This window comes from Mycolicibacterium lacusdiani, assembly GCF_021916785.1.
Classification (GTDB): Bacteria; Actinomycetota; Actinomycetes; order Mycobacteriales; family Mycobacteriaceae; genus Mycobacterium; species Mycobacterium lacusdiani.
Genome location: NZ_JAKCFC010000009.1, coordinates 221,965 through 240,912, shown reverse-complemented (window position 1 = coordinate 240,912; position 18,948 = coordinate 221,965). Strand labels below are relative to the sequence as shown.

The following is an 18,948-nucleotide window of genomic DNA, read 5'->3' as shown; positions in this document are numbered from 1 at the left end:
GAAGGCGGCGATCGAGCAAGGCATCGACCCGCCCGCACCTCCGGCCGCGCCCGCCGCACCGGCGACACCCGCCGCTCCGGCAGCGCCCGCCGCTCCGGCAGCGCCTGCCGCCAGTGAGGCCCCGCGCCCCGCAGGCCCGACGCCGGGTCCGCGGCCAGGTGCACCCAAGCCCGCGGCGCGCACGCCGCGCGTCGGCAACAACCCCTTCTCGTCGCAGCAGCCGGTCGAGCGTCCGGCTCCGCGTCCCGGTGCGGCAGGCCCCGGTGGCCCGCGTCCCGGCGCAGGTCCCGGTGGCCCGCGTCCCGGTGGTGGCCCGCGTCCCGGCGCGACGCCCGGCAACATGCCTCCGCGCCCGCCCGGCGCACGGCCAGGCGCCATGGGTCGTCCCGGCGGTCCCCGTCCCGGCCCCGGCGGCCGCGGACCCGGTGGCGGCGGCGGTCGTCCCGGTGGTCCTCCTGGCGCCGGTGGTGGCGGCAACTACCGCGGTGGCGGACCCGGCGGTGGTGCCGGTGCCGGTGCCGGCGGTGCAGCTGCTGGCGGTTTCCGCGGCAGGCCCGGCGGTGGTGGCGGCGGTGGTCGTCCCGGTCAGCGTGGCGGTGCAGCGGGTGCGTTCGGTCGCCCCGGTGGCGCCGTTCGTCGTGGCCGCAAGTCGAAGCGGGCGAAACGCGCCGAATACGAGAACATGCAGGCACCGGTCGTCGGTGGCGTGCGGTTGCCGCACGGCAACGGCGAGACCATCCGGTTGGCCCGCGGCGCGTCGCTGGTCGACTTCGCCGACAAGATCAACGCCAACCCGGCATCGCTGGTGCAGGCGCTGTTCAACCTCGGCGAGATGGTCACCGCTACCCAGTCGGTAGGTGACGAGACCCTCGAGCTGCTCGGCAGCGAGATGAACTACGTCGTCCAGGTCGTGTCGCCCGAGGACGAGGACCGCGAACTGCTGCAGTCCTTCGACCTCACCTACGGCGAGGACGAGGGCGGCGAGGACGACCTCGAGTTCCGTCCGCCGGTGGTCACCGTCATGGGTCACGTCGACCACGGCAAGACCCGACTGCTCGACTCGATCCGCCAGGCCAACGTCCGCGAGGGCGAGGCCGGCGGCATCACCCAGCACATCGGCGCCTACCAGGTGCTGACCGAGCTGGACGGCAACGAGCGACTGGTGACCTTCATCGACACCCCCGGTCACGAGGCGTTCACCGCCATGCGTGCCCGTGGCGCGAAGGCCACCGACATCGCGATCCTGGTGGTCGCGGCCGACGACGGCGTCATGCCGCAGACGGTCGAGGCGATCAACCACGCGCAGGCCGCTGACGTGCCGATCGTGGTGGCGGTCAACAAGATCGACAAGGAGGGCGCCGACCCGGCCAAGATCCGTGGTCAGCTCACCGAGTACGGCCTGGTGGCGGAGGACTTCGGTGGCGACACCATGTTCGTCGACATCTCGGCCAAGCAGGGCACGAACATCGACGCCCTGCTCGAAGCGGTGCTGTTGACCGCAGACGCGGCACTCGACCTGCGCGCCAACCCCGACATGGAGGCCCAGGGCGTCGCGATCGAGGCTCACCTCGACCGTGGCCGTGGTCCCGTGGCGACCGTGCTCATCCAGCGCGGCACCCTGCGGGTCGGCGACTCGATCGTGGCAGGCGACGCCTACGGACGCGTCCGCCGAATGGTCGACGAGCACGGCGACGACGTGGTGGAAGCACTGCCGTCGCGGCCCGTCCAGGTCATCGGCTTCACGTCGGTGCCAGGTGCAGGCGACAACCTGCTCGTGGTCGACGAGGACCGGATCGCCCGTCAGATCGCGGACCGGCGCAGCGCGCGCAAGCGCAACGCCCTGGCCGCGCGTAGCCGTAAGCGGATCAGCCTCGAGGACCTGGATTCGGCCCTGAGGGAGACCAGCCAGCTGAACTTGATCCTCAAGGGCGACAACTCCGGCACCGTCGAGGCGCTGGAGGAAGCCCTGCTGGGCATCGAGATCGACGACGAGGTCGAACTGCGCGTCATCGACCGCGGTGTCGGTGGCGTCACCGAGACCAACGTCAACCTGGCGTCGGCCTCGGATGCGATCATCATCGGCTTCAACGTCCGCGCGGAGGGCAAGGCCACCGAGCTGGCCAACCGCGAAGGCGTCGAGATCCGGTACTACTCGGTGATCTACCAGGCCATCGACGAGATCCAGGCTGCTCTGCGCGGCATGCTCAAGCCGATCTACGAGGAGAAGGAACTCGGCCGCGCCGAGATCCGCGCGATGTTCCGGTCGTCCAAGGTCGGCAACATCGCAGGCTGCCTCGTCACCTCGGGCATCGTCCGACGCAACGCCAAGGCGCGTCTGCTGCGCGACAACATCGTGATCGCGGAGACGGTTACGATCCAGTCGCTGCGGCGCGAAAAGGAGGACGTCACCGAGGTGCGCGACGGTTACGAGTGTGGTCTTACCTTGAGCTACAACGACATCAAGGAAGGCGACATCATCGAGGCCTACGAGTTGGTCGAAAAAGCGCGCACGTGATGACGACCGAGGCGGTTTTCCATGGCTGACCCGGCTCGCGCGAAACGGCTCGCCAAGCGCATCGGCACCGTCGTGGCCTCGGCGATCGAGTTCGAGATCAAGGATCCCCCGTTGGCGTTCGTGACCGTGACGGACACGAAGGTGACGGGTGACCTGCACGATGCGACGGTGTTCTACACGGTGCGCGGTGAGACGCTGCAGGACGAGCCCGACTACGAGGGTGCGGCTGCGGCTCTGACCCGTGCCAAGGGCACGCTGCGCAGCAAGGTCGGCGCTGCGACGGGTGTGCGGTTCACGCCGACGCTGTCGTTCGTGCTCGACAAGGTGCCGGACACGGCGCAACACATGGAGGAATTGCTCGCCCGTGCGCGGGCAGCGGACGCCGACCTGGCACGGATTCGGGAAGGCGCCAAGCCCGCGGGCGACGCGGACCCGTACCGTGTGACGGGGGGAGAGGAATCGGACGGGGAGCCTGACGTGCTTGACGACGACTTCGACCCTGAGGACACCGGTGACCGCGATAGAACCGACGACTGAGCGGGACGTCGCCGCGACCCGTGTCGATGCGCACGGCGCGGCGGCACTGCTCGCTGCGGCGAGCCGAGTTGCCGTGGTGTGTCACGTCTTTCCCGACGCGGACACCATCGGCGCCGGCCTTGCCCTTGCGTTGGTTCTGGAGCGTTCCGGCAAGGCCGTCGAGGTGGGCTTCGCCGCGCCGGCGGAGCTGCCGGAGTCCCTGCAGACCCTGCCAGGCGGTCACCTGCTGGTGGCGCCGGAGGCAATGCGCCGGGACCCCGATCTGGTGGTCACCGTCGACATCCCCAGCCCCAACCGCCTCGGTGCGTTGAGCGGGCTCGCCGACGAGGGCCGCGAGGTGCTGGTGATCGACCACCACGCATCGAACCTGCTCTTCGGCACTGCCAACTACGTGGACCCGACGGCCGATTCGACGACGATGCTCGTCGCCGAACTGCTCGACGCGTGGGACGAGCGCATCGACGTGCCGGTGGCGCACTGCCTGTATGCGGGCCTGACCACCGACACCGGATCGTTCCGGTGGGCGTCGGCGCGGGCGCACCGCCTGGCGGCGCGGCTGATCGAACTCGGGGTGGACAATGCCTCGATCAGCCGGACGTTGCTCGACACGCACCCGTTCTCGTGGCTGCCGATGCTGTCGCGGGTGCTTGCGTCGGCGTGCCTGGTGCCCGCGGCCGTCGGCGGCCTCGGTTTCGTCTACGCCGTGGTGCCGCATCAGGAATGGTCCAGCGCCAGGCCCGAGGAAGTGGAGAGCATCGTCGACATCGTGCGCACCACCTCCCAGGCCGAGGTCGCCGCGGTGTTCAAGGAGATCGAGCCGCAGCAGTGGTCGGTGTCGATGCGCTCCAAGTCCGAGGTCGACCTGGCCTCGGTGGCAAGCGGTTTCGGTGGGGGTGGGCACCGGCTGGCCGCCGGGTTCAGCGCCACCGGACGTGCCGATGACGTCGTCGAGGCACTGACCCGTGCGCTCGGCTGACGTGGGCTCCGGAGCATTGGCCGACGTCGGCTCCGGTGCCTTGGCCGACCCTGTCGACGCGCGACTTGGCTGAGGGCCCCGACCCGCTGACGCCGGCCACCGGCCGGCGCATCGCGGGACTCGCCTTTCCCGCGCTCGGCGTTCTCGCGGCCGAGCCCCTGTATCTACTGTTCGACCTCGCGGTCGTTGGCCGCCTCGGCGCGCTGGCGCTGGCAGGCCTGGCGATCGGTGGGCTGATCCTGTCGCTGGTGGCGTCGCAGTTGACGTTCCTGTCCTATGGCACGACGGCGCGCTCGGCACGCTACTTCGGTGCGGGCGAACGGGATTCGGCCGTGGGCGAAGGCGTGCAGGCGACGTGGCTCGCCGTCGGGCTGGGTCTGCTGGTCGTGGCGGTGGTGCAGGTCTGCGCGGTGCCGCTGCTCGGCGTGATCGCCGATGGCGGCGAGATCGCCGCTCAGGCACTGCCGTGGCTTCGGGTCGCGATATTCGGAGCGCCTGCCATCCTGATCTCGCTGGCAGGCAACGGCTGGATGCGCGGGGTGCAGGACACCGTGCGGCCGCTGCGCTTCGTGGTGTTCGGCTTCGCGGTGTCGGCCGTGCTGTGCCCGCTGCTCGTCTACGGCTGGCTGGGGATGCCCCGGCTGGAGCTGGCAGGCTCGGCCGTGGCCAATCTGGTGGGGCAGTGGCTGGCGGCGTTGCTGTTCTGTCGGGCGCTGCTCGCCGAGGGCGTTCCGCTGCGCATCGACGTCGGCATCCTGCGCGCCCAGGTGGTGATGGGTCGCGATCTGCTGGTGCGCACGTTGGCCTTTCAGGCCTGCTTCGTCTCGGCGGCAGCCGTCGCCGCGCGGTTCGGGGCGGCCGCGGTCGCAGCGCATCAGGTGGTGCTGCAACTGTGGAGCTTCCTTGCGCTGGTGCTCGATTCCCTTGCCATCGCGGCGCAATCGCTGGTCGGCGCGGCACTGGGCGCGGGTCAGCTCGCGCACGCGAAGTCCGTCGCATGGCGGGTGACGGTGTTCTCGACCCTGGCAGCCGCGGTGCTGGCCGCGGCGTTCGCGGCGGGCGCCTCGGTGGTGCCGACGCTGTTCACCAGCGACCGTTCCGTGCTCGACGAGATCGACGTTCCGTGGTGGTTCCTGGTGGCGCAGCTTCCGGTGGCGGGCATCGTCTTCGCGCTCGACGGCGTACTGCTCGGGGCGGGGGACGCGAAATTCATGCGCAACGCCACCCTGGCGTCCGCCCTGATTGGTTTCCTGCCGCCGATTTGGCTGTCGTTGGCGTTCGGCTGGGGGCTGCTCGGCATCTGGGCGGGGCTGACCACCTTCATGGTGCTGCGCCTGGTGTTCGTCGGCTGGCGCGCCGCCTCCGGCCGGTGGTTGGTGGCGGGCACGGGTTGAGCGTCATGCGCGGTGACCGATGACCGCCCACAACTCGCGTCGCCCGGCCCGTTCGCCGCGCACGTCGACGTCGACGAAGCCGGTGGTGCGGCACAGCGCGGCGAAGGACTCGGCCTGCTCGCGGGTCCAGCCGTGACTGGCCAGGCCGGTCGCGTCCCGGGTCGTCTGGCGTTCGATCGCGAGCAGGCGTCCACCCGGCCGCAGCACCCGGTATGCCTCGGCGACAGCGGCATTCGCGTCGCGCCAGTGGTGCACCGTGGCCAGCGCCCATACGACGGTCGCCGTACCGTCGGCGACGGGTAGTGCCTCGGCCGAGCCCTCGGCCCACGTGACGTCCTGGCGGCGGGTGACGGCGCGCGCCATCCGCAGCATGGTCGCGGCGGGGTCGACACCGGTGACGCGGGCGCCGCGACGCGCTGCGGCCCGAGCGGCGGTGCCGGGCCCGCATCCGACGTCGACGACGTGGTCGCCCGCCGCCGGGCGGGCGAGCGAGACGGCGAGCCTCGCGTTGGCGCGGCCTACGAGCAGGAAGACCAGACTGCAGAGCATTCCGCCGACGCCGGCGAAACCGGGGTGGTCGGCATGGTGGTTGACGGGTTGGGGCGACGCTGGCTCACTCACGGATTCGACCTTGCCGGTTCAAGCCGGGTTGAAGTCAAATGGCGTATGGACGCGATCTCGATCGGCGAGGCGGCGGCGCGGCTGCGGATGCGGCCGTCGGCGCTGCGCTACTACGACGACCGGGGGTTGGTCAGACCGGTGGCACGTCGGGCCGGTAAGCGCATGTACGGGCCCCAGGAGATGCGCCGCCTGGCATTCCTCAAGATCGCGCACCGGTTGGGCCTGCCGCTGGACGCGGCCGCCGAGGTGCTCGACGCCCCGAGCGAACAGTGGCGCGCGACGATCCGCGACCAGATCGCCGAACTCGACCGGGTGATCGCACAGGCCCAGGGTGCCAAGGACTTCCTGACCCATGCGCTGAACTGCCCGACCGAGCATCCGGCCCGGGAGTGCGCCACGATGATCGGCGCCCTGGACCGGTTGGTCGACGGGGCGACCGTGGAGCAGATCGCGGAGCAGCACTCGGGTCCGGTGGAGGGCTGACACGCCGGCGTCGTCGTGCCCGAATCCCAAAGTGTAGGGAAACACCCGATTAATCCGACCGTCGAGCCGCCATAGGCTCCGCACAGCGTGCCAGGTGTGTGGTCTTGGAGCGCATTCGGCCAGTTCCACTGTGCGCTCAGCGCCTGCATCAAGGGGGAGATGTGAAGAGAACTCGAATGTCCAGACTATGTGGTGTGCTTGCCGCGGCGGCGTGCATTCTCGGGGTCGTACTGGTGACGCCGGCGATGTCGCCGACGTTGTCGCCGATGCCGAACGCGAGCGCCGTCCCGCAGCCGAACGGCTATGACGTGAACTGCACGCAGTCCGGTGGCCAGGTGGTGTGCACCATCGCGGGTTGCCCCCGAGTGTTCGAAGACCTAGCCGGAGACGTCGTGCACACCAAGGTCAATGGTGGCCCCCAAGCCGAACTCAGCAAGGCGTGCGGTAACACCACGACGCAGACCATCAACACGTCCGAGGGATTCGACTACGCAGTCCAAGGTTGCCGCAAGTCGACGTTCGGCAGCGATGATTGCGGCGCGTGGTCGAACTACACGTACACCCCTCCGGCTGCCCAGACGGTCAAGTGCAACCCGGCCGGCAACTTCGAACAGGCCGAGGTCCCGGCAGGCCAGCAGTGCGTGCCGAAGAAGGTGAGTGTGAGATGTCCCGCGGGGTCGCCGACGCCTGAAGCCGCAAGCCTCGGCCAGTGCGCAGCGGTGCCGCCGAAGACGTGCCCGCCAGGATCGGCTACGCCGGACGTCCCGGCCGGCCAGCAGTGCCAAGGCCCGACGAATGCCGTCACGCTCAGCGTCACCAGGCAGGGGCTCAACGCGAACGTGACGGTTTCGAACAAGTCGGCGCTGCCGGCCGAATGCGCCTACACCGCAACGAGAACGAGCGGGCTCATCGGACCGGGATCGGTGAACAGGAATATCAGCGTCGGTGCGAACAGCACCGGGAGCATCACCGACCTGTTGTGGCCACCACCATTGGTCAGCTACCGAGCGACCGTGAAGTGCACCGCCACCTATGACGGCAAGCAGGTGACCATCGGCGAGTCCACTCAGAACGTGAGCGGCTGAGCGCACCAACGAATCCGCCCCGCTCGTCTGTCGAGCGGGGCGGATCGCCGTCACCACGCGATCAGTCGGCAGCCGAAGCGCTGCCCAGCAGTTCGCGCACGCGGTTGGCGACGTGGATGAACTCCGGGCGTTCCATCGTCTCGGCGTAGTCCCGATGCCCCGACAGGTCGACGTCGAGTGTCTCGACGATCCGGCCGGGACGCGGGCTCATCACCACGACGCGGTTGGCCAGGTACACCGCCTCGGCGACGGAGTGGGTGACCAGGACGACGGTGGTCTTGGTCTCGAGCCAGATCCGGTGCAGCTCGACGTTCATCTTCTCGCGCGTCAACGCATCGAGTGCGCCGAAGGGCTCGTCCATGAGCAGCACGTCGGGTTCGTGCAGCAGCGCCCTGCACAGTGAAACCCGTTGCTGCATACCGCCGGAAAGCTCGTACGGCATGGCGTTCTCGAACCCGGTCAGTCCGGTCATCTCGAGCAGGTGGTCGCAGCGGCGCGCTGCGGCCTGGCGTGACATCCCGCGCATCTCAGCCTGCAGCAGGATGTTCTTGCGCACGCTGCGCCATTCCAGCAGGGCTGCGCGCTGGAAGACGTAGCCGATCTCGCGCTGCGGCCCGCGGACGTCGCGGCCTCGCAATTTGACCTCACCCCGGGTGGAGTCGGTGAGGCCTGCGATGACCTTCAGCAGCGTCGACTTCCCGCAGCCGGAAGGACCTGCGATCGTGACGAATTCGCCATCGGCCACGGTGAGGTCGATGTCCTCGAGCGCGGTGGTGGTGCCGCGCTTGGACGAGAAGGTGACGGTGAGGTCGGCGATGGAGATCGCCGCCGGCGTCACGCCGGTCTCGGTGTCGATCATGGCGGTGCTCATCTGCGTCCGCTCCTACTGCTCGCCGCGCGGAGCGAAGGACGAGTCCCAGTACTCCGACGGGCTCTTCGCCGTCTCCAGCAGGCCGGCCTGGTTGAGGGTGGCGATGGTGGCCGTCCAGTCCTCCTCGGCGTTGACGCCGGGCGCCTTGTCCGCCGTGGCGGGAGTGCTCAGTAGCGGAATGGTTTGCTGCCACTGCTCGAGCAGCACTTCGCGCGGCGGCATCTGCGGGTCCTTGCCCGCCATGGCGTCGACGGCACCCTGCGGGTCGGCTGCCGCGGCGGCGTACGCCTCGCTGGTGGCGTCGACCATGGCCTGCACCAGTTCCGGGTCGTCGGCGATCGTCTTGGTGTTCGCGATCAGCCCGTTGCTGTAGAAGTTGAGGCCGGCGTCGGAGTAGCGGAGGTAGCGCACCTCGCGGCCGCTCTTGTTCGCGATCGTCGGCCCCTGGTCGTGCGCGAAGCCGATCAGGCCGTCGACGCGGCCCGAGAGCATCGCGGCCATCTTGCCCGCCGCGTCGAGGCTCTGCTGCTTGACCTGGTCGTCGGCGATGCCGACCTTGTCGAGGAAGATCGGGAACGTCGTGGTGGGCGCGTCACCGGCGGAGACGGCGATGGTGCGGCCGACGAGGTCCTGCGGTGTGGCGATCCCGGAGTCCGCGAACACCTGCACGGCCGACGGCGTGGTCTGCAGGTAGACCCCGGCGCTCTTGACGTCGACGCCCTTGTCGATGTTGCTCAGCACCGCGGGAGTGTCGGCCCAGCCGAAGTCGGTCTGTTGGGAGCCGACGGCCTGCACGGTCTTGGTGGAGCCCTGGCCGGCGTCGATCGTCAGGTCGACGCCGTGCTTGGCGAAGATCCCCTTCTCCACGCCGTAGTAGAACGGCGCGTGCTCGCCGTAGGGGTACCAGTTGAGCATCAGCGTCGCCGGGGCGGCTGATCCGTCGGCGGAATCGGTGCTCTCCGAACTACTCCCGCCACAGGCGGTCAGGGTCAGAGCGGTGGCGGTGGCCGCCGCGGCGATGGCGACGGCGCGGCGTCGGGTGAACGTCATGGGTGTCTCCTTGGTTGGGTCAGACGGCGGGGAGAATCAGACGGCGTGGGTGGTCGATGACGCGGCGCGTCGTGAGGAATGCCAGGGGATGAGCAGCTTCTCGGCGATCTCGATGATGGCGAAGAGCACGATGCCCAGGAAGGACATGATGATCAGGGCGGCGAACAGCATTGCGGTGTCGACGTTCCCGTTCGCCTGCAGGATCACGTAACCGAGTCCTTCGTTGGAGCCGACGAACTCGCCCACCACGGCGCCGGTCACGGCGAGCGTGGCAGCGACCTTCAGGCCGGACATGAGCTGCGGCAGCGAGGCAGGGAACCGGATCTTCATGAAGGTCTTGAAACGGCTCGCACCCATCGTCGAGGTGAGTTCGAGGATCTCGGGATCCACCGTGCGCAAGCCTGCGAGGCACGAGATGACGACCGGGAAGAACGCCATCAGCACGGCGACGAGGATCTTCGGCGAGGGGCCGAAGCCGAGCCACACGATGAACAGCGGCGCGATCGCGATCTTGGGCACCACCTGTGCGAAGAGGATCAACGGGTAGACCGTCTTCTCCACGTTCGAGGAGTACACCATCACGACGGCCATCAGGACGCCGAAGACGGCCGCGATCGCGAAGCCGATCACCGTCTCCCAGGTGGTCACCCAGGTGTTCTCGGCCAGGTAGGCGGCGTTCTCCCGGGCGGTGGCCCACGTGTCGGCCGGTGACGGGAGGATGTAGGGCGCGACCAGTTCGGCCTCCGTCACGGCCCACCAGCCCGCCAGCAGCGCGGCCAACAGGGCCATCGGGCGCCAGAAGTTCGACAGGGTGGCACGTGGGGAGAACGATGGGCGGCGCGGTCGTCGTGATGCCGGCTGCGAGACCGGCTGCGCGGTGTCGCGCAGCCCGGCCGGAGCGGTAACGGCCATGGACAGTCCTAAGTTCGAAGGGCTCGGGCGATGTCACTACCCGTTGGGAATGCGCTTTCCGAAGCAAGGCCGACGATAACGTGATGCAGCCCACACTGTCAACGCCCCCGCCGTGTCCGGCGCGTTCGCGCTGATCAGAGGCGTGTGCTGTCGCGCAGGATCACGTGGCCGGGGATCCGCTCGCGCAGATCGTCGGCGTCGCCGTCGGTTCGCAACGCCAATTCGACGGCGCGCGTACCGATCTCCTCCAGTGGCAACGCCACGGTCGACAGGCTGGGGGTGTGGTCGCGCAGTGTCGGGATGTCGTCGAAGCCGGCGATGCAGACGTCGCGCGGCACGCTCAGGCCGAGGTCGCGCCACGCCGCGATCGCACCGATGGCCATGACGTCGGTGACGGCGAAGACGCACACCGGCGGAGTCCCGGAATCGGCGGTCACCTGCAACGCCGCGGCCAGGCGATGAGCCGCGGAATGGCCTCCGTCGCGGGTGAAGTCGCCGGATACCTCGACCAGTGGGGTGAGCCCGCGCCTGGCCAGGGTCTCGACGAAGCCGTTGCGACGGTCCACCGACGTGCGGATGTTGCCGGGCCCGCCGATCACGGCGAACCGCTGGTGCCCGGCCTCGATCAGGGCATCGGCCAATTGACCTGAGGCGTAGTGGTTCTCGGGCTCGACGGCACCGCCGAACGCGAGCGGCTGCCCGATCGCCACGACGCGCCCGCCGTTGGCCCGGTAGCGGCCGAACTCGGTCTCCAGGTCGCGGTCGAGGTCTCCGCTCTGACGGGAACCCGCCAGCACGATGGCGTCGGCGCGGTGCGAGATGAACGTGCTGACCGCGTCGCGCTCGATGTCGAAGTCCCGGTCGGTGCTGGCCAGCAAGACCTGTTTGTTGGCCGTTCTGGCGGCGAACTGCACGCCGCGGGCGATCGACGAGAAGTACGGGTCCGCGATGTCGTGCACGATCAGCCCCAGCAGGCCGGTCGAAGCGCGGGCGAGCGCCTGGGCCTGAGCATTTGGGACGTATCCGAGTTCGCGGGCGGCAGTGCGGACCCGGTCGGCGACGCCTTCGCCGGGAACGCGTGCCGACCCGTTGAGCACGCGCGACGCGGTGGCCTGCGAGACTCCCGCCCGCGCGGCCACGTCCTGCAGGGTCACCGCCATCTGCTGCGTCCTTCACGTCCGGGGTCCGGCTGACGGATCGACACGGATCCGGCGCGACGCTTGACCGCCGCGCTTCGGCAGCTTAGCGTGGAAAGCGCATTCCGAAGTGCAACCGACCGCATTCGCGCGGCGTCGCATACGTCCGCGCCCATCAGACGGGGCACACTCACATGTCTTCTTCCACCACCGCACGCCACGCAGGCCGCCGGACTCTTCGCATCGCGATGAACGGCGTGACCGGCCGGATGGGGTACCGCCAGCATCTCGTCCGCTCGATCCTGCCGCTGCGCGACTTGGGGCTCACCCTCGACGACGGCACGCGCCTGGACGTCGAACCGATCCTGGTCGGGCGCAACGCCGATCGGCTCGCCGACATGGCCGCCGAGCACGGCATCGAACACTGGACCACTGACGCCGCATCGGTGATCGCCGACCCGTCGGTCGACGTGTACTTCGACGCCCAGGTCACCTCACGCCGCGTCGAGGCGCTGACCGCCGCCATCAAGGCGGGCAAGCACGTGTACACCGAGAAGCCCACCGCCGAGACCCTTACCGAGGCAATCGAACTCGCGCGGATGGCGGAGAATGCGGGCGTGGTCGCCGGCGTCGTGCACGACAAGCTCTACCTCCCGGGGCTGGTCAAGCTCCGTCGCCTGGTCGACGAAGGATTCTTCGGCCGGATCCTCTCGATGCGCGGCGAGTTCGGCTACTGGGTCTTCGAAGGCGACGGCCAGGCCGCGCAACGCCCCAGCTGGAACTACCGCGCCGAGGACGGCGGCGGCATCACCGTCGACATGTTCTGCCACTGGAACTACGTGATGGAGGGCCTGCTCGGCACCGTGCGAGCCGTCACCGCGAAGGCCGTCACCCACATCCCCACGCGCTGGGACGAGTCCGGGACTGCCTATCCCGCGACGGCCGACGACGCCGCCTACGGCATCTTCGAGATCGAGGGCGGGATCATCGCCCAGATCAACTCGTCGTGGGCCGTGCGCGTCTACCGCGACGAACTCGTCGAATTCCAGATCGACGGCACCCACGGGTCCGCGGTCGCCGGGCTGCGGCGCTGCGTCGCACAGCAGCGCGCACACACCCCGAAACCCGTGTGGAACCCCGACCTGCCGGTCACCGAGAAGTTCCGCGATCAGTGGCTCGAGGTGCCCGCCAACGGTGACCTGGACAACGGGTTCAAGTTGCAGTGGGAGGAGTACCTGCGCGACGTCGTCGCAGGCCGCCCGCACCGCTTCGGGCTGCTGTCGGCAGCGCGCGGCGTGCAACTCGCCGAACTCGGGCTCACCAGCTCCGCTCGCGGCGTCCGCGTCGAGGTGCCGGAGATCGCGCTGTGACGCTCACCGACGCGCCGACCGACCTCGTCGTCACCCTTCCCCTCGACGGCGAACTGCGCACGCACCGCCTCGGCGCACCGGGTCCGTGGCGCAAACCCAATGGGCCGATCCGGTCCCGGATCGCCTACGCCGCAGCGCACGTCGTACCGCGCACCATGGCCGACAACGCACCCGGCGCGCCCGCCGACCTCGACTGGGACGCCACGCTGGCCTACCGCCACGAACTGTGGTCGTACGGGCTGGGCGTCGCCGACGCCATGGACACCGCCCAGCGCGGCATGGGCATGGACTGGGACGCCACCGCTGAGTTGATCCGACGCAGCGGCGAGGAAGCCGCGATGTCGGGTGGACGGCTGGCATGCGGCGCAGGTACCGACCAACTGCGTCTCGCCGACGTTCCGTCCGGGGTGGCGGGGTTGCGCATGATCGGCGATGCCTACCGCGAGCAGATCGACGTCGTCGCAGGCGCGGGTGCCCGTGTCGTCGTGATGGCGTCCCGGGCGCTGGCGGCGGCCGCGCAGTCGCCGGAGGACTACCTGACCGTGTACCAGACGCTGCTGGCCCACGTGGACCGGCCCGTCGTCCTGCACTGGCTGGGGGAGATGTTCGACCCCGCGCTGCGCGGCTATTGGGGCAGCACCGACGTGGACTCGGCCACCGCGACCTTCCTGCGCCTGATCGAAGAACACGCCGACAACGTCGACGGGGTCAAGGTGTCCCTGCTCGACGCCGATCACGAAATCGCGCTGCGCCGTGCACTTCCCGATGGCGTACGGCTCTACACCGGCGACGACTTCAACTATCCCGAACTGATCGTCGGCGACGACCGAGGGCACTCCGACGCGCTGCTGGGCATCTTCGCCGCCATCTACCCGGCGGCGTCCACGGCGCTGCAGGCACTCGACGCCGGCGACACCGAACGCGCCCGCGCGATCTTGGACTCGACCCAGGAGTTGGGGCGACACGTGTTCGAGGCACCCACCTACTACTACAAGACCGGCATAGCGTTCCTGGCCTGGCTCAACGGCCGTCAGCCCGGCTTCGCGATGGTCGGGGGTCTGGCCGGCGGCAGGTCGGTGCCCCACCTGTCCCGGCTCTTCGTGCTGGCCGACCGCGCCGGACTGCTCGCCGACCCCGACCTCGCGGCCCATCGGATGCGGCTGTTCCTCGGCGTGAACGGAATCGGGCAGTGAGCGCCTCGTTCGGCCGGCTCTCACTGAACACCAAGACCACCAACGCCTGGACTCTGCGCGAGGCCGTCGAGGGCGCCGCGGCGGCGGGGCTGCCCGCCGTCGGGCTGTGGCGCGACCGGGTGGCCGAAGCGGGTATAGACCAGGCATCGAAAATACTGCGGAACAACGGCATCCGTGCCTCCAGTCTCTGCCGCGGCGGGTTCCTCACAGGCTTCGACGACGGAGCAGTCGAGGACAACCGGCGTGCGATCGACGAAGCCGCAACGCTCGGCGCGCCCGAACTGGTCGTGGTCGCAGGCGGTATACCGGACCGCGACCTGCCTGGCGCGCGGGCGCGACTGGCCGACAGGCTGGCTGCGCTGGTGCCGTACGCCGCCGACCGCGGCGTGCGCCTGGCGCTGGAACCCCTGCACCCGATGTACTGCGCCGACCGTGCCGTCATCTCCACGCTGGGCCAAGCCCTCGCGCTGGCGGCACCGCATCCCGCCCACGTCGTGGGCGTGGTCGTCGACACCTTCCACGTCTGGTGGGACCCGGACCTTCGGGCTCGGGTCGCCGAGGCGGGCGCCCAGGGCCGGATCAGCAGCTATCAGATCTGCGACTGGCTGGTACCGATGGCGGCCGACCCGCTGATGTCGCGCGGCATGATGGGCGACGGCGTCATCGACTTCGCGTCGATCACCGAGATGGTGACCGCCGCCGGCTACCGCGGCGACGTCGAGGTCGAGATCTTCAACGACGACGTGTGGGCCAGCGACCCGCGCGACGTGGTCGAGACCATGAAGCGGCGGTACCGAAAGCTGGTGCTGCCCAGCCTCGGCGGGACGGACTAGCGCACCTGCTCGCGGCCGCGCTCGAACACCGCGGCACGGCTGGCGGCGACGTCGTCACCGGAGGTCTCGCGCATCCAGCGGGTCGCCGAGGTGGCCTCGATCCAGAGTCCGGCGCTGGTCTGCTGGTCGTCGACGAGGTGATAGGACTCCAGCAGCGCACGAACGGCCTTCTGGTTGTTGCCGGTGATCGACGATGCCACCCGGCGTGCGGTGGCCAGCAACTCGTCGTGCGGCACCACCTCGGTCACCAGACCCGCCCGCAGCGCGTCGCTCGCCGAGAGGTAGTCGCCTGTCAGGCTCATCCGTCGCGCCATGCCGACGCCGACCTTCTGCGGCAGCCGGACGCTCAACCCCCAGGTCGGCAGCAGCCCGACGCGGGCATGGGTGTCGGCGAACCGTGCCTGCTCGGAGGCGATCAGGATGTCGCAGTAGAGCGCGAGCTCGAGTCCACCGGTCACGGCAGCGCCGTTGATGGCGCCGATCACCGGCTTGCGCATCGCGGGCCACTTCGGCGTGATGTCCGGCAGCTCGGTGGTGTCACCGAGTTCCTTGAGATCGAGCCCGGCGCAGAACACGGGGTCGGCGCCGGTGACGATGACGACGTCGACGTCGTCGTCGCGCTCGGCGTCGCCGAGTGCCGCGAAGAACCGGGTGCGCAGTTCCGCCGACAGCGCGTTGCGCGCGCGCGGCCGGTTGAGGGTCAGCGTCCGGATGCGGTCGGTGGTCTCGATCAGTAGGACGTAGGAGTCCGTGCTGTCGTGAGAGTCGTCGGTGTCGGGCACGGGGCCACCGTATCGACCTATGGTTGGACCATGTGCCGGAACATCACCGAGTTGCGCGGGCTGGAGCCCGCGGCCACTGACGAAGAGGTCGAGGCCGCCGCCAGGCAGTACGTCCGAAAGGTCAGCGGCATCACCCGTCCGACGGCGGCCAACGAGACCGCATTCGAGACCGCCGTCGCCGAGGTCACCGCGACCACGATGCGGCTGCTGGCGGAACTCCCCGCGCGTCGGCAGCCACCCAAGACGATCCCGCCGCTGCGCAGGCCCGAGGTGCGCGCACGCATCGAGGCCCGAGCGGCCGGCGGCTGAGTGGCCACCCCTGCGCTCAAGGAGTGGAGTGCGGCCGTACACGCGATGCTCGACGGCCGCCAGACGGTGCTGCTGCGCAAGGGCGGCATCGGCGAGAAGCGGTTCGACCTCACCGCTTCGGAGTTCGTCTTCTTCCCGACCATCGCGCACGGTCACGCCGAACGCGTCCGGCCCGAACACCGCGACCTGCTCGACGCGTCGGCATCCGACAGCACCGAGTCGACGCTGGTGCTGCGGGCCGGTGCCTCCGTCGTGGCCGCCGTCGCGGTCGACAGGCCCGAGGCGCTCGCGGCCATCGCCGACACCCACATCTGGACCGACGAGTCCGTCCGCGCCGACCGGGTGGACTTCCGGCCCAAGCACCGGCTGACCGTGCTGGTGGTCTCGGTGCGCCCGCTCGTCACCCCCGTCACGGTGCGCAGGACGCCCGACTACGCCGGGTGCAAGAGCTGGGTGGACCTCGACGTCGACCCGTCCTTGGGCGCCCCGGTGCACGACGAGGCCACGCTGGCGGCCGTCGCCGATCGGGTGCGTGCCTCAGTCGGTTGAGGAATCGCCAACGGGCAGAACGATCTTCGATCCGCCGTGGTGGATCTCGTGGGTAGCCGGTTGCATCCGGGTCCCGGTGTCGACCGGCTCGCCGGTGCCGAGGTTGCGGACGAAGCGGGGGTGCGACCCTCCTGCGACGAGCACCCGCACCCGTGACCCCGCGGAGAACCGGTGCGCGACGGCATCGAGTTCGAGCCGCACCGTCTTCGGTGAGTCGGTCGTGCCCGGCGCGAGCCTGCGGAAGCCGTCGCTCACGTTGTGCGACACACCCTTTGGATCGACTTCGCTGAGGCGGACGAACACGTCGCAGTGCGGGTTGTCCGATCCGTGCTCGAGTTCGACGACCGGCGTGCCCAGCACGTAGAGATCCTCGGATAGCGGCTCGCCGGTGAAGTCCGCGACGTCGCCGCGCAGCGCCAGGCTGCTGTCGTCCCGATATCCACCCTGCGGTGAGAGCAGGCGACCGCCCACGGTCGGTGTGGGATCGGCGGGGTCGAAGGTGAATCGGGTTGCGGGAGCGTCGGCGCTGGCCGGCACGTCGGACAGGCGGTGAGCGGGCTGCAGGTACAGCGTGTGCTCGGTCGTCGCAGGGGGCCAGTCCGGCAGCTCCTGCCAGCCGCTGCGGTGCACGTCGATCCGGACCCGGGCGCGCGGCGGCACCGTCCGTTCGGCGAGGTGTTCGTCGAGCCACTGCAACGACTCCCGCAGCACCGTGGGTGCGCCCTTGGTCATCACCTGGGAGTGCGTCCACGAACCGACCGTCAACGCCGTCGGCACGCCGCGGTCGCGCAGGTGCGCGTACTGCTGGAGCGTCTGCTCGAGGAACAGGTCCTGCCATCCGCTGATCAGCAGCACCGGCACCTCGACGCGGTCGAGTGCGGCGCCAACGCGGACGCGGTCCCAGAACACCGGATCGCGCTCGGGCTCGGCGATCCACGACTCCCACCACGGGGCGCCGGTCGCCAGCAGGGTGCGGCCCGACGCTCCCAGCGGCGCCTCGTCGGCCGCGCGGCGGATCACGGCGTTCGACCGCGCCTGGCGCAACAGCATCTTCGCGCGACCGGGTTCCTCCTGGTGCGACACCATGTCACTCCAGCCGAGGAAGTCGTTGACGGTGAACGCGCCCGTGCCCCAGGTTGCGGTGCTGAAGTCGTGTGGTCCGACGCACACTATTGCCGCCTTCAACTCCGGCGGCGGATCCATCATCAGCGCCCACTGCGTGAACCCGAGATACGACAGGCCCATCGTCGCGAACGAGCCGGTGAACCACGGCTGGTCGCGGAGCCACGCGACGGTGTCGGCGCCGTCTTCCACCTCGTGCACCATCGGCATGAAGTCGCCGCCGGAGCCGAACGTGCCGCGCACGCTCTGGAACACGACGTGGTAGCCGCGCGCGGCGTAGACGGAGCCGTACAGCGCTGAGAACGGGAACCGGCGGCCGTACGGCGCGCGCACCAGGATCGTGCCCGCAGGCGACGAGGTGTTCGGCACGAAGTGGTCGGCGACCAGTTCGACGCCGTCGCGCATCGGGACGCGCAGTCCACGCTCCACGGTGACGTCGGACGTCGGCGGTGGAACGGTCAGCAGACGGGCGAGGCTCTTCGAGGCGAATCGGGCGGCAGTGGTTCCGGAAGGCACGTCTGCAGGCTACGCATCCGCCCGGCCGTGCCCCTAGAACTTGTAGTACGGCGCCAGTTCGTTGGCCCGCTGGATGTTCGTCTGCAGGCAGTCGACGTCATTGGCGGAGTAGACCGGTGCGTAGAAGATGGACTGCTGCAGGACGCCGTAGCTGGTCTTGAAGGCGATCATGCAGGTGATCCAGTTCCGGTTGTTCCAGTCGGTCGGCTTCATGATCCAGAACTGCGCCGCGCGGTGGCCCTGGATGTCGAGTTCGACGGCGTCGGGAGGCAGCGTCGCCTCGTACGTTCGCCAGACGAACGCCTCGACGGCCATCTGATAGTTGCCCGCGTCGTAGTGGCAGCGCAGCCCGTCCTCGGGGATGGGCGGGGTGAACCCGAGGCCCAGGCGCTCGATGACGTCGATGGGGATCTCGGCGCACGGATCGAACGGCTTGGGGTCCACGGTCTCGATCACCGGCCACTTGATCGTCGACGACACCCCGGTCATCGGCGCCGACGTGGAGCGCAGGTCGACGCGGCCGAGGTCCGACCCGGCCAGCGGGTTCGCCTGGCAGACGACGATGACGGCCGCGAACAGCGCGCACGCCGCCGACAGCAGGCGCAGTTTGGCGCTCATTCGCATTGGTGTGCGTCCCTCGCGGTCGTCGGCCATTGCGGGGAGTCTACAAGTCCGCGCGGTCGCCGAGGCCCGG

Annotated in this window: 19 protein-coding genes; 11 read left to right on the top strand and 8 right to left on the bottom strand. The window is 69.6% G+C overall.

Translation table 11 applies throughout. From position 1 onward, the window contains the following. The 4 genes from infB to LOK44_RS23965 form a co-directional block, all read left to right on the top strand. Window positions 1-2,515: translation initiation factor IF-2 (gene infB / locus LOK44_RS23980; protein WP_237572582.1), on the top strand; the 2,515-nt coding region annotated here is incomplete at its 5' end. 21 nt (window positions 2,516-2,536) lie between these two features. Next, window positions 2,537-3,052: a 30S ribosome-binding factor RbfA gene (gene rbfA / locus LOK44_RS23975; protein WP_163918090.1), complete on the top strand. Its 516-nt coding sequence runs from the start codon at window positions 2,537-2,539 to the stop codon at window positions 3,050-3,052. Next, window positions 3,027-4,028 carry a DHH family phosphoesterase gene (locus tag LOK44_RS23970; RefSeq protein ID WP_237572580.1) on the top strand — a complete coding sequence of 334 codons (1,002 nt, stop codon included), beginning with the start codon at window positions 3,027-3,029 and terminating at the stop codon, window positions 4,026-4,028. Before rbfA ends, LOK44_RS23970 begins: the two co-directional genes overlap by 26 nt. A gap of 65 nt (window positions 4,029-4,093) precedes the next feature. Next, complete coding sequence (locus LOK44_RS23965) at window positions 4,094-5,422, top strand: MATE family efflux transporter (RefSeq protein ID WP_237572579.1); 1,329 nt, start codon at window positions 4,094-4,096, stop codon at window positions 5,420-5,422. A 3-nt stretch (window positions 5,423-5,425) separates the two neighbouring features. Here the strand turns inward: LOK44_RS23965 and LOK44_RS23960 are convergent, their stop codons facing one another. After that, window positions 5,426-5,971 carry a class I SAM-dependent methyltransferase gene (locus LOK44_RS23960; protein WP_237572598.1) on the bottom strand — a complete coding sequence of 182 codons (546 nt, stop codon included), beginning with the start codon at window positions 5,969-5,971 and terminating at the stop codon, window positions 5,426-5,428. Window positions 5,972-6,088: 117 nt separating this feature from the next. Between LOK44_RS23960 and LOK44_RS23955 the strand changes: the two genes are divergently transcribed. Both LOK44_RS23955 and LOK44_RS23950 read left to right on the top strand, forming a co-directional pair. After that, window positions 6,089-6,526, top strand: a complete 438-nt coding sequence (locus LOK44_RS23955; RefSeq protein ID WP_237572578.1) for a MerR family transcriptional regulator — start codon at window positions 6,089-6,091, stop codon at window positions 6,524-6,526. A gap of 176 nt (window positions 6,527-6,702) precedes the next feature. Next, window positions 6,703-7,611, top strand: a complete 909-nt coding sequence (locus LOK44_RS23950) for a hypothetical protein (RefSeq protein WP_237572577.1) — start codon at window positions 6,703-6,705, stop codon at window positions 7,609-7,611. A 61-nt stretch (window positions 7,612-7,672) separates the two neighbouring features. Here LOK44_RS23950 and LOK44_RS23945 read toward each other — a convergent pair whose 3' ends face one another. The 4 genes from LOK44_RS23945 to LOK44_RS23930 form a co-directional block, all read right to left on the bottom strand. Beyond that, on the bottom strand, window positions 7,673-8,482 hold the full coding sequence (locus tag LOK44_RS23945; RefSeq protein ID WP_237572576.1) for an ABC transporter ATP-binding protein: 810 nt from the start codon (window positions 8,480-8,482) through the stop codon (window positions 7,673-7,675). Window positions 8,483-8,494: 12 nt separating this feature from the next. Continuing rightward, a complete protein-coding gene (locus LOK44_RS23940; protein ID WP_237572575.1) occupies window positions 8,495-9,532 on the bottom strand; it encodes an ABC transporter substrate-binding protein in 1,038 nt (345 codons plus the stop codon). Window positions 9,533-9,568: 36 nt separating this feature from the next. Then, window positions 9,569-10,444 carry an ABC transporter permease gene (locus LOK44_RS23935; RefSeq protein ID WP_237572574.1) on the bottom strand — a complete coding sequence of 292 codons (876 nt, stop codon included), beginning with the start codon at window positions 10,442-10,444 and terminating at the stop codon, window positions 9,569-9,571. A 134-nt stretch (window positions 10,445-10,578) separates the two neighbouring features. Further along, window positions 10,579-11,604, bottom strand: a complete 1,026-nt coding sequence (locus LOK44_RS23930) for a LacI family DNA-binding transcriptional regulator (RefSeq protein WP_237572573.1) — start codon at window positions 11,602-11,604, stop codon at window positions 10,579-10,581. A 170-nt stretch (window positions 11,605-11,774) separates the two neighbouring features. On the opposite strand from LOK44_RS23930, the gene LOK44_RS23925 reads away from it, so the two are divergent. Genes LOK44_RS23925 through LOK44_RS23915 form a run of 3 tightly spaced genes read left to right on the top strand, consistent with a single transcriptional unit; the run spans window position 11,775 to window position 14,976 of the window. Next, window positions 11,775-12,950 carry a Gfo/Idh/MocA family protein gene (locus tag LOK44_RS23925; RefSeq protein WP_237572572.1) on the top strand — a complete coding sequence of 392 codons (1,176 nt, stop codon included), beginning with the start codon at window positions 11,775-11,777 and terminating at the stop codon, window positions 12,948-12,950. Beyond that, on the top strand, window positions 12,947-14,143 hold the full coding sequence (locus LOK44_RS23920) for a dihydrodipicolinate synthase family protein (RefSeq protein WP_237572571.1): 1,197 nt from the start codon (window positions 12,947-12,949) through the stop codon (window positions 14,141-14,143). Before LOK44_RS23925 ends, LOK44_RS23920 begins: the two co-directional genes overlap by 4 nt. After that, on the top strand, window positions 14,140-14,976 hold the full coding sequence (locus tag LOK44_RS23915; protein ID WP_237572570.1) for a sugar phosphate isomerase/epimerase family protein: 837 nt from the start codon (window positions 14,140-14,142) through the stop codon (window positions 14,974-14,976). The genes LOK44_RS23920 and LOK44_RS23915 overlap by 4 nt, the downstream gene beginning before the upstream one ends. Here the strand turns inward: LOK44_RS23915 and LOK44_RS23910 are convergent. Beyond that, complete coding sequence (locus tag LOK44_RS23910; protein ID WP_237572568.1) at window positions 14,973-15,758, bottom strand: enoyl-CoA hydratase; 786 nt, start codon at window positions 15,756-15,758, stop codon at window positions 14,973-14,975. The two genes, LOK44_RS23915 and LOK44_RS23910, sit on opposite strands and share 4 nt — an antisense overlap. A 30-nt stretch (window positions 15,759-15,788) precedes the next feature. On the opposite strand from LOK44_RS23910, the gene LOK44_RS23905 reads away from it, so the two are divergent. Further along, window positions 15,789-16,067 (top strand): DUF2277 domain-containing protein, encoded by a 279-nt coding sequence (locus tag LOK44_RS23905; protein ID WP_163918077.1) that lies wholly within the window; start codon window positions 15,789-15,791, stop codon window positions 16,065-16,067. Then, window positions 16,068-16,616: a DUF1802 family protein gene (locus tag LOK44_RS23900; protein ID WP_308192782.1), complete on the top strand. Its 549-nt coding sequence runs from the start codon at window positions 16,068-16,070 to the stop codon at window positions 16,614-16,616. On the opposite strand, the gene LOK44_RS23895 is transcribed toward LOK44_RS23900, so the two are convergent. Together LOK44_RS23895 and LOK44_RS23890 are read right to left on the bottom strand one after the other, a co-directional pair. Next, window positions 16,605-18,254 (bottom strand): CocE/NonD family hydrolase, encoded by a 1,650-nt coding sequence (locus LOK44_RS23895; RefSeq protein ID WP_237572567.1) that lies wholly within the window; start codon window positions 18,252-18,254, stop codon window positions 16,605-16,607. The genes LOK44_RS23900 and LOK44_RS23895 overlap by 12 nt on opposite strands. A 33-nt stretch (window positions 18,255-18,287) precedes the next feature. Next, a complete protein-coding gene (locus tag LOK44_RS23890; protein ID WP_237572596.1) occupies window positions 18,288-18,872 on the bottom strand; it encodes a DUF3558 domain-containing protein in 585 nt (194 codons plus the stop codon). Between the last annotated feature and the right edge of the window lie 76 nt (window positions 18,873-18,948).

What these genes read in the sequence shown, in the direction of transcription:
- LOK44_RS23925 (WP_237572572.1), top strand. Translation starts at nt 11,775, where the DNA reads ATGTCTTCTTCCACCACCGCACGCCACGCAGGCCGCCGGACTCTTCGC.
- LOK44_RS23950 (WP_237572577.1), top strand. Translation starts at nt 6,703, where the DNA reads ATGTCCAGACTATGTGGTGTGCTTGCCGCGGCGGCGTGCATTCTCGGG.
- LOK44_RS23905 (WP_163918077.1), top strand. Translation starts at nt 15,789, where the DNA reads ATGTGCCGGAACATCACCGAGTTGCGCGGGCTGGAGCCCGCGGCCACT.
- rbfA (WP_163918090.1), top strand. Translation starts at nt 2,537, where the DNA reads ATGGCTGACCCGGCTCGCGCGAAACGGCTCGCCAAGCGCATCGGCACC.
- LOK44_RS23935 (WP_237572574.1), bottom strand. Translation starts at nt 10,444, where the DNA reads ATGGCCGTTACCGCTCCGGCCGGGCTGCGCGACACCGCGCAGCCGGTC.
- LOK44_RS23890 (WP_237572596.1), bottom strand. Translation starts at nt 18,872, where the DNA reads ATGAGCGCCAAACTGCGCCTGCTGTCGGCGGCGTGCGCGCTGTTCGCG.
- LOK44_RS23960 (WP_237572598.1), bottom strand. Translation starts at nt 5,971, where the DNA reads ATGCTCTGCAGTCTGGTCTTCCTGCTCGTAGGCCGCGCCAACGCGAGG.
- LOK44_RS23930 (WP_237572573.1), bottom strand. Translation starts at nt 11,604, where the DNA reads ATGGCGGTGACCCTGCAGGACGTGGCCGCGCGGGCGGGAGTCTCGCAG.
- LOK44_RS23940 (WP_237572575.1), bottom strand. Translation starts at nt 9,532, where the DNA reads ATGACGTTCACCCGACGCCGCGCCGTCGCCATCGCCGCGGCGGCCACC.
- LOK44_RS23945 (WP_237572576.1), bottom strand. Translation starts at nt 8,482, where the DNA reads ATGAGCACCGCCATGATCGACACCGAGACCGGCGTGACGCCGGCGGCG.
- LOK44_RS23955 (WP_237572578.1), top strand. Translation starts at nt 6,089, where the DNA reads ATGGACGCGATCTCGATCGGCGAGGCGGCGGCGCGGCTGCGGATGCGG.